Below are 14,679 nucleotides of genomic sequence, written 5' to 3'. Positions count from 1 at the left end.
AAAAATGAAGTTTACAGCATCAAGACTTTCAGAAGGAAACAAGGTTTTCCCGGCAGAGATCCATTTAGAAGAAAACAGTATTGAGGTAAAGATCCCCGGCTTGTTCAGCGGTGATTCCAAATACCTGAATTATGAAGATATTACTTCGATTGAAGTAGACTCTCCTATGATTGGATTTGCAACACTACGCCTGTTCACTACCGGCACTAAGGTAGAGGTTCACGGATTCTCTAAGAGTGACATCAAGGAAATCAGAAGGATCATTGATGAGAACAGATCGAAAAAAAGAAGATTCTAATCTTCGCTGAAAAAACTAAAGCATAAAAAAAGCGCTCCAAATGGAACGCTTTTTTTATATCGTTAAAGATGAGATTACTCAGCTACAACTTCGAAAGGAACTTTAACTTTCACTTCTTTGTGTAAGTTTAAGTTGGCTACATATTCACCAACAAATTTAGGTTCAGTTTCGAAAGTGATACGGCGACGGTCAACATCAAAACCTTGTTGTTTCAAGGCGTCAGCAATCATAATGGTGTTTACTGCACCAAAGATTTTACCAGTTTCACCAGCTTTAGCACCGATAGTCAGCTTAACATCAGTTAAACGTGTAGCGATACCTTCAGCATCTTTCTTAATTTTATCTTGTTTAAACGCTGCTTGCTTTAAGTTTTCTGCCAATACTTTTTTAGCAGAAGTAGTAGCTAAAGCTGCAAATCCTTGTGGGATTAAGTAGTTACGACCGTAACCTGGCTTTACGTTCACAATATCATCTTTCTCTCCAAGAGATTTGATGTCCTGTTTTAATATAATTTCCATGTCTCAGATCCTATTTTAATTGGTCAGCAACGAAAGGTAACAAACCAATGTGACGAGAGCGTTTTACCGCCTGAGCCACTTTACGTTGAAATTTCAATGAAGTACCGGTTAAACGGCGTGGTAAAATTTTACCCTGGTCATTGATGAATTTTAACAAAAAGTTTGCGTCTTTGTAATCAATATATTTAATACCATTCTTTTTGAAACGGCAATATTTTTTTCTGTTATCGTCCACTTTTGGAGCGGTAACATATTGTATTTGATCCTTAGCCATTATGCTGCAGCCTCCTCTTTCTTAGGTTTTTTGTTAAAAGCACCACTGCGTTTCTTCTCATTATACGCAACCGCGTGACGGTCTAATCTAATGGTCAGGAAACGTAGAACACGCTCATCGCGTTTTAGTTCTAATTCCAATTTGTTAATTAATTCACCTGAAGATTTGTACTCTGTAAGGTGGAAAAATCCGCTTGCTTTTTTCTCAATCGGATACGCTAATTTTCTCAAACCCCAATTGTCCTCTTGAACAATTTCGGCTCCGCTGTCAGTGATGATTTTGCTGAATTTCGCTAATGCTTCTTTCGCAACTTCTTCTGACAACAACGGGGTTAGAACGATAACAGTTTCGTACTGATTCATTGTTATGATTATTTTATGTTAAATTCCCGTATGAAACGGGGTTGCAAACTTAGGAATAAATTTCTATAAATCAAACGGTTCAGCTGAAAAATTATACAGCTTTTTTATTCCATACGCTTTTGACCCATAGCGTATTGGATACCGCCCAGCAGGTGTTTGAGGAACAGCGGATCAGTATAAGAATCATCAACATGCCCCAAACCTGTGTAAAAAGCCCTGCCCCCATCATAGTCATGATACCATGCCATGGGATGATGTGCCCCGTTCATGCCGCCACTGTAGGTGCTTTCATCGAGTTCGATCAGCACTTTGAGATCAGGGTTGATCTCCTTAAAGTTATACCATTCGTCTTTCCTGGACCAGGTGGCCGGCAGATGTTTGGTGGAAATGCTCTTGCGGTTGATCACATGCAGATCAGCCATTTGCTGCGCAGGGTGTTTCACGAAGTACGCCCCTACGAGTTTGCCGTACCAGGGCCATTCATATTCCGTATCTGTAGCCGCATGTACGCCCACAAAACCACCTCCTGCTTTGATGTACTGTTCAAAGGCTTTCTGCTGCTCATCACCCAGAACATCACCGGTGGTATTTAAAAATACTACTGCAGCATATTTTTTCAGGTTCTGCGGACTAAACTGCGCAGCATCTGTAGTGGTATCGACACCAAATTTATTGTCGATCCCCATTTTCTGAAGAGCGGGGACGCCCACAGCAATAGAGCCATGGTGATATCCTGCGGTTTTGGAAAAGACAAGAATCTTGTATTTCTGCGCACAAACGGCATTTCCGATAAATACTGCCACTACGATAAGCAGATATTGCAAAATAGATTTAGATTTCATTTCAGGTTATATTTGTGCATACAAGCTACCTAATCTAAATAAGAAACGAAAATCTATTATATATTTTAAGACCCATGCCGGCGTATTATTTTCCCACATCTCTCTTCTGCTCCACAAAAATTTTATAATTTCGCATTGAAATGGAAAATTTTATTGTTTCTGCCCGTAAGTATCGTCCGGCAACGTTTGAAACCGTTGTAGGGCAACAGCATATTACGGGAACTTTAAAAAATGCCATTAAAAACAATCAGCTTGCCCAGGCCTTCCTGTTTTGCGGACCAAGGGGTGTAGGTAAAACCACCTGCGCCAGGATCCTTGCCAAAACCATCAACTGTACCAATCTTACCAATGATGTTGAAGCCTGCGGAACCTGCGAATCCTGTGTTTCCTTTCAAACCGGGCATTCCTTTAACTTCCATGAGCTGGATGCGGCTTCGAATAACTCTGTAGACGATATCCGCAGCCTGATTGAGCAGGTACGTATTCCGCCACAGGCCGGAAAATATAAGATCTATATTATTGATGAGGTGCACATGTTGTCGGCAAATGCATTCAATGCCTTTCTGAAAACACTTGAGGAACCGCCTTCCTATGCGATCTTCATCCTGGCCACAACAGAGAAACACAAGATCCTGCCTACCATTCTATCGCGTTGTCAGATATTCGACTTCAACAGGATCCAGGTAGATGACATCTCGGGTTTACTTAATAAGATTGCCGGACGTGAAAATATCAGTGTCGAAGCTGACGGTCTCCATATTATTGCCCAGAAAGCCGATGGTGGGTTGCGCGATGCGCTTTCCATGTTCGACCAGATTGTCAGTTATACCAATAAAAACCTGACCTACAAGTCGGTGATCGACAACCTGAATATTCTTGATTACGATTACTACTTCAGGTTAACACAATACCTTACCAGCGCAAATGTGAGTCAGGCGCTCGTCTTATTTGATGAGATCCTCAACAATGGCTTTGACGGGAACAATTTTATCAACGGACTGGCCAGTCATCTCCGGAACCTGCTGGTTGCCAAAGATCCGCAAACCGTGAAACTGCTGGAAGTGAGCGAGAATATCAGGCAGAAATACCTGAGTCAGAGTCAGCAAACACAGATATCTTTTATCCTGACCGCCCTAAACCTGGCGAACCAATGTGACCTTACGTACAAAAACAGTAAGAACCAGCGGCTGCAGGTGGAGCTTGCACTCATCAAGATGTGCCACATCCCTTCCGTGCTACAGCTGGCGCAGATGCCAATTACCGCTTCCACAACGGCAACTGACTCAGATCAGATTAAAAAAAAAACTAGCATAAGTTCTGAGGCACCGGCAGTAACAACGCCGAAGGCTCCTGTAGAAACGGCCCCAAAAGCAGCTACAGAAAGTACGCCGATTGCAGAATTACCAAAGACCATTCCGATCACGCCGCAGCCGGCAAATCCTGAAGCTGCCCGTATACCGGCAATGCCGAATTTGAATTCGATCAATAAAATCGCGCTTAAGCCCAACAACGCCGGAAGTCCTGCAAAAGGAACCATGATCCCTTCACTGACATCGATGACCAATGCCGATGGGGAGATTGAGAGTGATGAACCGAAGTATGTTTTTGGTGAGGATAAAGAGCCTTTCAGCTTTGAGGAGCTGATGGTACTGTGGGATGAATACGTGCTGAAAGTTAAAGATGAGAATAAAATTAACTTTTATACGATCCTGACTACCAATGAGCCGGTGCTGACTGGTCCGGCAGAAATTACCGTACTGATCACGAACCTGGCACAGGAAAGTATCCTGCAAAATGAACTGGTAGAATTCCTGAACTTTTTAAGAACCAGGCTGAAGAACTTTGACCTGGGGATTGTGACTAAAAAGGTAGAAAATAAAATTGAAAACCGGCTGTACACCAGTATCGAAAGATACCACTACCTGGTAGAAAAAAACCCCAAACTTGAAGATCTGCGCAAGCGCTTCAACCTGGATCTTCTTCCTTAGCTCTTGTTGGGATCGTCATTAATGGGATAACCTTCTTCGTCCAGATCGGTGCGGTCATCTTCAGGTGTCCTTGCCAGATACTCATCTTCAGCATCCAGTTCTACAATATCTCCCTTATCAATGTGCATACCCAGATCGTCGAGGTCAGACTCCTGCTGCTCTCCCTTATTGGCATATTCGTCACCTATATATGGATTGGCTTCGTCATAATCAGAGTTATCATCGCCACCATTGGCAGCCGTAGTTTCATAAGGCAGCGGATGATCATAATCCTTATCAGGACTTTTTACGTCCAGTTCATAGCTGCCTTTTTCTTTATTATAAGATAAGTCGTTAAAATCTTTTGTTTCGCCAAGATCAGAACTGTGAAGTTTGTCCTGAGCTTTTAAATTTTCATCGTTATTATTTTCATTCGTACCCATATGCTTCGTTTTATGTCAATATAACGTTACATAATCTTTATTTGTTTTTGTAATTTACGCCGGAATGAGGCTATAATCTCAAAATTTATATCTTTGTTTCTTTCATAAGTAATAATTGAAATCATAATATGTCTATACAAAAAATTAAAGTAGCCCAGCCGGTTGTAGAGTTAGATGGTGATGAGATGACCCGCATCATTTGGAAATTCATTAAGGATAAACTGATCCTGCCTTACCTTGATCTTGATATCAAATATTATGATCTTGGCGTAGAATACCGTGATGAAACCAATGACCAGGTAACGATCGACTCAGCTGAAGCCATTAAAAAATATGGTGTGGGTATTAAATGCGCAACGATCACTCCTGATGAGGAGCGTGTAAAAGAGTTCGGTTTAAAACAAATGTGGAAATCTCCAAACGGAACTATCCGTAATATCCTGGATGGAACTGTTTTCCGTGAGCCAATTGTAATGAGCAATGTGCCACGTTTAGTACCAAACTGGACTGCTCCGATCTGCATCGGACGTCATGCTTTTGGCGATCAGTACCGTGCTACAGATTTCGTAACAAAAGGAAAAGGTAAACTAACCATCTCATTTACTCCTGAAGATGGCAGCGAAGTTCAATCTTTCGATGTATATAACTTCCAGGGTGATGGCGTTGCATTGGCAATGTACAATACTGATGAGAGTATCCGTGGTTTTGCTCATGCTTGTTTCAACCAGGCACTGATCAAAAAATGGCCTTTATACTTATCTACAAAAAATACGATCCTTAAAAAATATGATGGCCGTTTCAAAGATATCTTCCAGGAGATCTATGAAAGTGACTTCTTAGAGAAATTCAAAGAAGCAGGTATCACTTATGAGCACCGTCTGATTGATGACATGGTTGCTTCTGCATTGAAATGGAACGGTAACTTTGTATGGGCTTGTAAAAACTATGATGGTGACGTACAGTCTGACACAGTTGCTCAAGGTTTCGGTTCATTGGGATTAATGACTTCTACACTGGTTACACCAGATGGAAAAACTATGGAAGCTGAAGCAGCACATGGTACAGTAACCCGTCACTACCGTGATCACCAGGCTGGAAAACCAACTTCTACAAACCCTATTGCTTCTATCTTTGCATGGACAAGAGGATTAGAATTCCGTGGAGTATTGGATGGCAACCAGGAGCTGATCGATTTCTGTCACGCTTTAGAGCAGGTTTGTATCGAAACTGTTGAAAGTGGAAAAATGACTAAAGATTTAGCTGTTTGTATCCATGGTAACAAAGTAGAGCACGGTAAGCACTACTTATATACTGAAGAATTCTTAGCTGCAATTGACGAAAACTTACAGTCAAAATTAGGTTAATACCTGAATAAACTAAAAGCTTTAAATATTTCAAAAAGCCTGTTCGTATCTGATATGAACAGGCTTTTTTTTTTGAATAGGTTCGAGAGAAAAAGGTATTAAAAAAGTATTAAACAAGAGATCAACAGGTAGTTATTGTGGGGTTGATCTGGGGTTGTTCTGAGGTTGTTCTGCATAGAGGCATGGCAACCCCAGAGCAACAGCACAGCAAGCCCAGACCAACCCCAGAGCAACCACCTGTTTAATACAAGTTTATTAGGAATTTAACCCCATTTTTTACAAAAGCAATCCAGAACTCAACAAAAACCGATCTGCAATCGTTATCTTGAGCAAAATGAAAAACATCGCTACACTTATTTTAGCCGCTTCAGCGCTGTCTGGATTTAGCCAGATCAAACAGGATACTTCCAAAAAACTCAATGAAGTCGTGATTCGTCCTTACTTCAGTTCGCAACCCCTGATCAGATCTACCGGCGCGGTTGGAACCATAGATTTCAATACCATATCCATGCAATCTGCAGGCTCCCTTGTACCTGCGATGAACACCATACCTGGCGTACGCATGGAAGAACGTTCCCCGGGCAGTTATCGCTTATCCCTCAGGGGTAGTCTGCTCCGCTCTCCTTTCGGGATCCGGAACGTTAAAATCTATTTTGATGATTTCCCCTTAACGGATGCAGGGGGAAACACCTATCTGAACGCCCTTGATATTGCCGCAGCAGGAAGCATCGATGTACTCAAAGGTCCGCAAAGCAGCATCTATGGTGCAAACTCAGGTGGGGTAGTACTGATCCATCCCCAGCTACCGGGTGCCGACAGCACGCGGGTCGACCTGAACGTTGCAGGGGGGTCCTACGGATTGTTCCGGCAGAATGTGGTACTGGCCAGACAATGGAAAAAGTACCAGCTCAGTATTGTCCAATCCTATCAGCGCAGCGATGGCTACCGTGAGAACAGCGCCATGGAGCGCAAGTATATACAAGTCAACCAGAAATGGGACTATGCCAAAAATGCAAGTTTGTCGGCCCTCGCATTTTACTCTGACCTGGATTATGAAACACCGGGCGGGTTAAACGCGGCGCAGTTTGCCGCCAATCCAAAAGCTGCCCGGCCTGCAGCAGGTTCTATACGGGGTGCCAGTCAACAACAAGCCGGTATCTCTACCAAAACCATCTACGGTGGTATAACCAACAACTGGCAGATCAGTCGCGCTTTTAAACATGTGATATCCGTATTTGCGACGCATACGGATCTGGAAAACCCATTTATTACCAACTATGAGTTCCGCAAAGAGTCTACATTTGGTGTCCGTACCTATGCAGAGTATGAAAAAAATACGGCAGAAGTGAACTGGAAATTCAACCTCGGACTGGAAAGCTCTTCTACATCAACAGATGCGAAAAACTACGACAATAATTTCGGTACCGCTGCCAACCCGCAGGCATTTGATAAACTGAGGGCCGGGGCCAACTTCGGCTTTGCCAATCTGAACATTGACATCTCCAGAAAACTATTGCTGGAACTATCGGCCAGCGGAAACCTGTACGGCTACCATTACAAAAGCAGCTTCCCCATAGTGGTAGCGGAGCGAAAAAAAAGTTTCGATCTGCAGTTTATGCCAAGGGCAGCACTTTCCTACCTGTTTACTCCCGACTTCTCCGCAAGGGCTTCGGTGAGCAAGGGCTATTCACCGCCGACCCTGGCAGAAATCCGTTCATCGGACAATGTCATCAACACAGACCTACAACCTGAAAAGGGCTGGAATTATGAAACCGGTCTGCGGTATCAGCTGACAGAAAAAAGGGTCACCATTGATTTAACAGGCTTCTACTATCGCCTCAACAATGCCATTGTACGCAGGCAGAACGAAAGCGGTACTGAATACTTCATCAATGCGGGTGGCACCAAACAACTGGGCCTGGAAACATCCTTGTCGGCATGGCTTATTCCACAGAACAGCAGCGAATTTGTACGAGGTTTATTGCTGAACAACTCCTACACCCTCAGTCATTTTCAATTCGACAACTATTTCAGCGGAACCACTGACCTCAGTGGCAAAGACCTTACAGGCGTGCCACGAAGTGTTATCGTCACAGGCGTCCAGCTGCTCTTACCAAAAGGTTTGTATGTGTTTATGCAACACAACTACACGGCGAAACTACCCCTTACCGATGCCAACACGATCTATGCAGGGAAATACCACCTGGTACAGGGGAAAATCGGCTGGAAGGACATTAAAATTGGTAAAACCCAACTGGAAGTTTATGCAGGTGCCGATAACATCCTGGATCAGAAATACAGTTTAGGGAATGACCTGAATGCCGTAGGTGGCAGGTATTTCAATGCCGCAGCTCCAAGAAATTTCTACGGTGGATTAGCCCTGCACTATTAAGCAGGTGCCCCCGGCACAGATGAATTAAACCGGAAGCCCTTCGCTGCTTTCCGGTTTAATTTTACAACTGATACCGGTCTACGATTTCCAGCTCATTGACCACAATCTCCGTCGTGTAGCGCTGCTCCCCCGCTTTATCCGTATAAGCCTGCACACTCAGTTTTCCCTCTACACGTAATGCCGCCCCTTTCTTGACCACATCTTCTACCAGTTCTACCTTCTGGTTCCAGAAAACCAGCTGAAACCACTGTGTCTGATCAACAGCTTCACCCTGGCTGTTCTTGTAAAACTCATGAACACCAATACTTAGCCTGGCCAGCTTTTTTTCACTGGCAAAAGTGATAATCACGGGATCCGCACCCGCATAACCTGTTAGCCGCACACTGTTTTTTACTTTTTCCATAAGCCTTGGTTTTAATTAGAAGAATCATACAGGGCAAATATGAAATACTGACAGCATTACAGTCGTGTATTAACCGGTTAAAAACGGGTAATTGAATTTTAACTGGACATTTAATCCGCTTCAAATTAATTTTACCACAGAACAACCTATAACTATGAACCATTGTCTGGATTGTGGCGCAAAATTATCGGGACGCCTGGATAAAAAATTCTGTGACGACTACTGCCGGGGGCATTACAATAACCAGCTGAACAGAGACAAGCACAGCAGGCTGAAGGAGATCAACAGTATTTTAAAAAAGAATGCTTCAGTTCTGGAAAAATTCGCAGAAAAAGGAATCATTACATTGAGCCGGCAAACACTGCAAGCCGCAGGTTTTGATTTCAACTTCTTTACGCATCAGTTATCAGGACAACAGGGTGAGCTTTATCACTGCTGTTATCACTATGGCTATCATTTTGTGAGCGATGATGAACTGGTGCTTAAATTTATACCCTGGACAAATGTGAAGTGATACGTTCGTAGAGCAATTGCTGGTCCACGGGTTTTGTCATGTAATCATTTGCTCCGATATCAAAAACCCGCTCTTTCGTTTCCTGCATCAGATCGGCCGTGAGCGTAATAATGGTGATATCACGGTATTTTTCGCCCGCAAGTCCGTCACGTATGGCAATAATTGCTTCATATCCGTCCATCACCGGCATTTGCAGATCCATGAGAACGATATCAAACTCCTCTTGTCTCATCGCCTCCAAACCCGCAAGTCCGTCGGCTGCAAATTTGACAGCGGTATTTTCCCATTTGCTGAGCATCATTTTGAGCACCATTTGGTTCATCGGATTATCTTCAACCACCAGAATCTTTTTATTTAGCAAATCGTAACGGTCTGCAGGAAAAATGCTCTTTGGTTTGACTTTCGTTTTGCTTTGTAAATACAGCAGATCTACCTTGCAGGTGCTGCCCTGTCCCACTTTACTTTCGAGGCTGATTTCTCCGTTATGAAGTTCTACCAAAGCCTTTACCACACACAAACCAATCCCGAAACCTCCAAACCGCCTTTTATTATCTACCTCAACCTGCGAGAACATGTGAAATACGGTTTCTAACTTCTCAGGAGGAATACCTTCACCAGTATCTTCAATGGTCATCACCATTTTCACTTCATTATTCTCATTCATCGTAGCATCAACCAGGAACAGAATATGCCCTTTGGAGGTAAATTTGATCGCATTGTTGAGCAGATTATTCAGGATCTGATCAAGGCGTGCCGCATCCCCGATTACCAGCACATCGTCGCCTAATGAGGACCGGAACTCGAAAATCAGTCCTTTATCATGAGCCTGTGCAGCAAAACGCTTTTGCACTGCCCGAAAGACCCCTGAAGGAGAAAAAGCAGCATATTCCAGCTTCAGTTCTCCCTTTTCAATTTTAGAAAAATCAAGAATATCATTCACCGAGGAAATCAGGTTTGAAGATGCCTGTTTGATCATTTCAAAGTTTCCGCGAAGCTTCTGATCCTGAATCTCATTTTCCATCAGCTGCGTGAGACCGATGATCGCATTGAGGGGCGTCCGCAGCTCATGACTCATATTGGATAGGAACTGGGTTTTGACATCGTTCATTTCCCTGGACCGTTGAAGGGCTACATACTGCAGTTCTTCCTTTTTTGATTTCAAAAGCCTGATACGGTTGGCCATGGACAGTGAAAGGGCGACAAGCTCGAGCGCAATACCCATTTTTGTCAGGTTGTCGAGAAAAATTGTATGATAACTATAACCGAAATTGAGCAGGATCACGATGGTAAAACAGATAAAGAGCACTGTAATCCCTGAGGCATAAAACCTGTCGATTTTTATTCCTCTGACCAGCATGGTGATGATGGCACTCACAATGAGCAACATTCCGGATAAGGTGAGCATGTTCACCAGCGGATAGATCTGATGTACATGCGAAGGCAGAAGAATGGTAACAAGTAAACTCATGGCCAATAAAAAATAGAGGAGCTTGAGCACCTTGTGGATCAAGGGCGTCCTCGCTTTAACCTGCAGCACAATTTCACTGTATTTTCCAAAAAAATAACAGCCTGCAATTGCAAAAATCAGCACTGCATGTAAGTTAAACCAGTTATTCCCACGAACGATATACTGATGGAAATATCCATCCAGCGCCGAGTGGCACAGACCTGTAAAAACAACATACAGGGAGTAATAAAGGAAGGTGATTTCCCTCAGTGCCACAAAGAAAAACAGATAGGTGAAGGCTATAGTAAACAGGATTCCGTAAAACACGCCAAAGAGCAACTGTTCGTGATAGGTTTTAAACAATAATTCCTCCTGGCTGTGCAATAATAAGGGTAGTGTATTTTTCTCTCCATCGTTTTTGATTTCGATAAAGGCCTGCTTTTGTTCATGAGGCTGCAGACGAATCACAAACAGGGTCTTCCGGTTATCAACCGCTCTTTCTGAAAAGCCAAGTTTATCACCACTTTTCTGGACTTCCATCTTACCTTCCTGGTTAAAGAGATACAAGTTTGCATTGTCTGTTACAGGCTCGGCGGTTTCCAGATAATGGGTTAATGGGATATCGAGATCATTCCGAAGTTGAAAACGGATCCAGAAAGTATTTTTGGTAAAACCGAGATTGCCAAAGTTCCCGGATAATGCACGATAGGAAAGTTGGGCTTTACCCTTCCGTACATCATCAATGCTGAGGTCTTTATTTCCCGCATCGGCGATCTCGGCATGTTTGAGTAAAGATACGGACCGGGGAAGATCGCCATCTTTAAAAATATATTGAGCAGAGCCTGAATGAATAGCAAAACAACATATCAGGAAGAGAAGAAATCGTTTCAATATAAAGTTGCAGTGGTGACTTAAAGGGCCAAAGCTAAATCAAGTTCAACAGCATTCCAAGTAAGTTTGGCTTAAACACATTCCTCAGGGAGGTAAGCGCAGGAGCTGATAAATTCTTCCACGATTTCTGAAACCTATTGTTTTGATTTAGTAATTTGGCCAGTCAATTCAAGAGAAATGATATCAACAAAAGAACTGTCCTTATTACCTGATAGTGGGAAATTGAAAAGTGCATGTAAAGCTATGGCCGTGCTGGATGCGATCCTGTGTCAGGAATGGGTTTACCGGTACTATTCTTACAACAGTGAATGGAGTGAAGACGAAGAGTTTTTTGAGATGCGCAATGGGGAGGGTGACCAGCTGCTGATCCTTTTCAGGGCGGAGGGCACTGTCATTAACGGTTTCTTTGCCGATGCAGAACAGGGCGACAAAATACAGCTTACACAAGGTTTGCCGGAAGTTTTCCATGAGTTTATGTTCGGTGAGCCGGTAAATTCTGCAGGTACTACTTTCTGTGTCTGGAAAACTGAAGGTCAGGATTGGTCAACCGGCTTGACTGCCAGCACTGATGACCACTCTGAAGAACTGCTGAACCCGCTGGACGGAAAGCCCGAAACTTATATCAAATGGGCCACAGATTATTTCAAAGGACACTACAAAGAAGAAGGCATTTCAGCTGAGGTGGTAACCGCGGTTTACAATCATGAAACACTCAGCAAGGAAATGGTCTTAAGCCTTGTACCTCAGCTGGAAGACTGGGATTTACTGTATGAAGATCTGGCAGAAATTTCATACCCGTATCATATAAACAGCTAAACCGTTTTCAATAACATATAATTCATACTTTTGCAAAAAAATTGCGCATAGTATGAAGCTACTCAAACTGATCTCAAACACAAAAACAAGTCTGATTACCCTCTGCCTCGGCGGTATCACCCTCGGGATGACAGAATTTATGATGATGGGCGTTCTGCCTGATGTAGCTAAATCCCTATCTGTCAGTATTCCTGAAGCAGGTCACCTTATCGCTATTTACGCCTTAGGAGTAATCATTGGTGCACCGGTAATGGTGGGGGTTTTGGGTAAATATCCACCCAAAAGAGTGTTGATTGGTTTGATGATCACAGTAGCCTGTGGAAATATTTTATTCAGCATTGCCCCTACTTACGGCTTGCTGCTGATTGCCCGCTTCCTGGTGGGTCTGCCCCATGGTGCTTTCTTTGGTATCGGAGCTGTTGTAGCCAGCAAGCTTGCCGATAAAGGCAGTGAGGCGAAATCAGTATCAGTGATGTTCGCCGGATTGACGATTGCCAATATCCTGGGGGTGCCGCTGGGTACTTTCATCGGGCATAACTTCAGCTGGAGAATTTCTTTTTTCCTGATCTCTGCAATGGGGCTGATCACCGCAGCAAGCATCAAACGCTGGCTGCCGATGTTACCTTCTCAGTCGGATGTGAAGTTTGCCGACAGTTTAAGGGTATTCAAAAAGCCGGAGCTCTGGATTATCATTGGTATCTCTGCCATCGGTACCGGTGGTTTATTTGCCTGGATCAGTTATATCGCGCCGCTGATGACTGAAGTAGCACATTTCGACAGTAATATGATTACCCCGATTATGATTATCGCTGGTTTGGGTATGGCCGTAGGGAATTTTGTGGGAGGGCGTCTGGCGGACAGGTTCTCACCCCTGAAAACGACCTTATACCTGTTGCTGGCCATGATCATTGTTTTGATACTCGTAGCCTTGCTGAGCCAGTTTAAAGTAATTGCCCTGATCCTCACATTTATTACCGGCGGACTGGCATTTGCCGTGATTGCGCCGATGCAGATGCTGATGATCGGTGCTGCTAAAGGGGCGGAAATGCTGGCTTCATCGGCCATGCAGGCCAGTGCCAACATGGGAAATGCCCTGGGGGCTTTCCTTGGCGGACTGCCTATCGCTGCAGGCTTTGGCTATACCTCTCCAGAATATGTTGGGGCTTTGCTTGCCTTTGTCGGCTTTTTACTGTGTCTCCTGCTCAGCTGGAGATTCAGTGCAAAAGTAAAACTGGATCAGGCGGCTATTGCCTAGCCATATCAAGTGCTGTTGCTTTCTCTCTTTTCAGGTACATGATCAGCAGACCGGTGAGAATAAACGGAATACTCAGGATTTGTCCCATATTTAAGAGCATCCCCGCTTCGAAAGCACTCTGATCTTCTTTGATAAATTCTACGGCGATCCTGAAGCAGAAAATCAGGAAGATCACCATTCCGAAATAAAAGCCTGAGGCCTTTGCATATTTGCTCATCAGAAAATAGACCAGGCTGAAGATCAGGATATAGGCAATTGCTTCGTACAATTGTGCCGGATGACGCGGGATTTCATCGACCTTCAGAAATACAAAGGCCCAGCTCAGATCTGCAGGTTTGCCAATGATCTCGGAATTCATCAGGTTTCCCATACGGATAAAAGCTCCTGCCAAAGGCACCACCAGTGCAATCTGATCGAGCATAAACCATAGTTTCAGCTTAAACTTGCGGCAAAACAGGATCAGACTGACCATAATCCCTATGCCACCGCCATGACTGGCAAGCCCCTGAAAGCCTGTGATCTTGAACTCGGGTGTAAAGGTAAAGGGCAGGATGATTTCCAGCGGGTGCTGAGAATAATAATCGAAATCATAAAAAAGGCAGTGCCCCAGTCGCGCGCCGATGAGCGTGCCGAGTACTACATATACCGTTAAAGAATCCATCAGGGCTACATCTATCCCGTGTTTCACAAACTGCTTTTTAACAACGATGTAACTGGCGACAAAGGCCATCAGGAAAAACATCGAGTAATACCTCAGGGCGAAGAATCCTAAATCGATCAGAGAATCACTGGGATTCCATAGTACTGTATCTAAAACCATATACGGGTTAAAATATTTTGCTTAACTGCCTGCAAATATAGACCATATCCGCAGTTATGCAATGAGGTTGCAG

15 protein-coding genes are annotated in these 14,679 nt (G+C 43.8%); 7 read left to right on the top strand and 8 right to left on the bottom strand.

The genetic code is table 11. The annotated features are described in order from the left end of the window. The first annotated feature begins 4 nt into the window (after nucleotides 1-4). Nucleotides 5-298, top strand: coding sequence for a PH domain-containing protein (locus OQY15_RS08130; protein WP_265789981.1), 294 nt, complete (start codon nucleotides 5-7; stop codon nucleotides 296-298). A 74-nt stretch (nucleotides 299-372) separates the two neighbouring features. Here the strand turns inward: OQY15_RS08130 and rplI are convergent, their stop codons facing one another. The 4 genes from rplI to OQY15_RS08110 all read right to left on the bottom strand — a co-directional run bounded on the left by rplI (nucleotide 373) and on the right by OQY15_RS08110 (nucleotide 2,294). Then, nucleotides 373-816, bottom strand: a complete 444-nt coding sequence (rplI, locus tag OQY15_RS08125) for a 50S ribosomal protein L9 (RefSeq protein ID WP_265789978.1) — start codon at nucleotides 814-816, stop codon at nucleotides 373-375. A gap of 10 nt (nucleotides 817-826) precedes the next feature. Then, the gene (rpsR, locus tag OQY15_RS08120; RefSeq protein WP_008244392.1) at nucleotides 827-1,090 is read right to left on the bottom strand and encodes a 30S ribosomal protein S18; all 264 of its coding nucleotides are present in this window, start codon (nucleotides 1,088-1,090) and stop codon (nucleotides 827-829) included. Then, nucleotides 1,090-1,452, bottom strand: a complete 363-nt coding sequence (rpsF, locus tag OQY15_RS08115; protein WP_037444035.1) for a 30S ribosomal protein S6 — start codon at nucleotides 1,450-1,452, stop codon at nucleotides 1,090-1,092. Before rpsF ends, rpsR begins: the two co-directional genes overlap by 1 nt. 104 nt (nucleotides 1,453-1,556) lie before the next feature. Beyond that, nucleotides 1,557-2,294: a ThuA domain-containing protein gene (locus OQY15_RS08110; protein WP_265789968.1), complete on the bottom strand. Its 738-nt coding sequence runs from the start codon at nucleotides 2,292-2,294 to the stop codon at nucleotides 1,557-1,559. 140 nt (nucleotides 2,295-2,434) lie between these two features. Here OQY15_RS08110 and OQY15_RS08105 point away from each other — a divergent pair, with 140 nt between their 5' ends. Next, the gene (locus OQY15_RS08105) at nucleotides 2,435-4,282 is read left to right on the top strand and encodes a DNA polymerase III subunit gamma/tau (RefSeq protein WP_265789966.1); all 1,848 of its coding nucleotides are present in this window, start codon (nucleotides 2,435-2,437) and stop codon (nucleotides 4,280-4,282) included. On the opposite strand, the gene OQY15_RS08100 is transcribed toward OQY15_RS08105, so the two are convergent. Continuing rightward, on the bottom strand, nucleotides 4,279-4,704 hold the full coding sequence (locus OQY15_RS08100; protein WP_265789963.1) for a hypothetical protein: 426 nt from the start codon (nucleotides 4,702-4,704) through the stop codon (nucleotides 4,279-4,281). The genes OQY15_RS08105 and OQY15_RS08100 overlap by 4 nt on opposite strands. Before the next feature lie 134 nt (nucleotides 4,705-4,838). On the opposite strand from OQY15_RS08100, the gene OQY15_RS08095 reads away from it, so the two are divergent. Both OQY15_RS08095 and OQY15_RS08090 read left to right on the top strand, forming a co-directional pair. Beyond that, nucleotides 4,839-6,068, top strand: a complete 1,230-nt coding sequence (locus OQY15_RS08095) for an NADP-dependent isocitrate dehydrogenase (RefSeq protein ID WP_347343834.1) — start codon at nucleotides 4,839-4,841, stop codon at nucleotides 6,066-6,068. Between the two features lie 334 nt (nucleotides 6,069-6,402). After that, a complete protein-coding gene (locus tag OQY15_RS08090; RefSeq protein ID WP_265789958.1) occupies nucleotides 6,403-8,460 on the top strand; it encodes a TonB-dependent receptor in 2,058 nt (685 codons plus the stop codon). A gap of 61 nt (nucleotides 8,461-8,521) precedes the next feature. On the opposite strand, the gene ssb is transcribed toward OQY15_RS08090, so the two are convergent. Beyond that, nucleotides 8,522-8,863: a single-stranded DNA-binding protein gene (ssb, locus tag OQY15_RS08085; RefSeq protein ID WP_265789956.1), complete on the bottom strand. Its 342-nt coding sequence runs from the start codon at nucleotides 8,861-8,863 to the stop codon at nucleotides 8,522-8,524. 154 nt (nucleotides 8,864-9,017) lie between these two features. Here ssb and OQY15_RS08080 point away from each other — a divergent pair, with 154 nt between their 5' ends. Continuing rightward, nucleotides 9,018-9,377: a hypothetical protein gene (locus OQY15_RS08080; protein ID WP_265789954.1), complete on the top strand. Its 360-nt coding sequence runs from the start codon at nucleotides 9,018-9,020 to the stop codon at nucleotides 9,375-9,377. Here the strand turns inward: OQY15_RS08080 and OQY15_RS08075 are convergent. Then, on the bottom strand, nucleotides 9,352-11,715 hold the full coding sequence (locus OQY15_RS08075; RefSeq protein WP_265789952.1) for a hybrid sensor histidine kinase/response regulator: 2,364 nt from the start codon (nucleotides 11,713-11,715) through the stop codon (nucleotides 9,352-9,354). The two genes, OQY15_RS08080 and OQY15_RS08075, sit on opposite strands and share 26 nt — an antisense overlap. 177 nt (nucleotides 11,716-11,892) lie before the next feature. Between OQY15_RS08075 and OQY15_RS08070 the strand changes: the two genes are divergently transcribed. Beyond that, nucleotides 11,893-12,531 (top strand): hypothetical protein, encoded by a 639-nt coding sequence (locus OQY15_RS08070; protein WP_265789950.1) that lies wholly within the window; start codon nucleotides 11,893-11,895, stop codon nucleotides 12,529-12,531. A 52-nt stretch (nucleotides 12,532-12,583) separates the two neighbouring features. Further along, complete coding sequence (locus OQY15_RS08065) at nucleotides 12,584-13,786, top strand: MFS transporter (protein ID WP_265789948.1); 1,203 nt, start codon at nucleotides 12,584-12,586, stop codon at nucleotides 13,784-13,786. On the opposite strand, the gene lgt is transcribed toward OQY15_RS08065, so the two are convergent. Beyond that, nucleotides 13,776-14,606, bottom strand: coding sequence for a prolipoprotein diacylglyceryl transferase (gene lgt, locus OQY15_RS08060; RefSeq protein ID WP_265789946.1), 831 nt, complete (start codon nucleotides 14,604-14,606; stop codon nucleotides 13,776-13,778). The two genes, OQY15_RS08065 and lgt, sit on opposite strands and share 11 nt — an antisense overlap. Between the last annotated feature and the right edge of the window lie 73 nt (nucleotides 14,607-14,679).

The organism is Pedobacter sp. MC2016-15, from assembly GCF_026239695.1.
Lineage (GTDB): Bacteria > Bacteroidota > Bacteroidia > Sphingobacteriales > Sphingobacteriaceae > Pedobacter.
The sequence above is the reverse complement of the archived record's forward strand: the minus strand, read 5'-3'. Positions and strand labels throughout refer to the sequence as shown.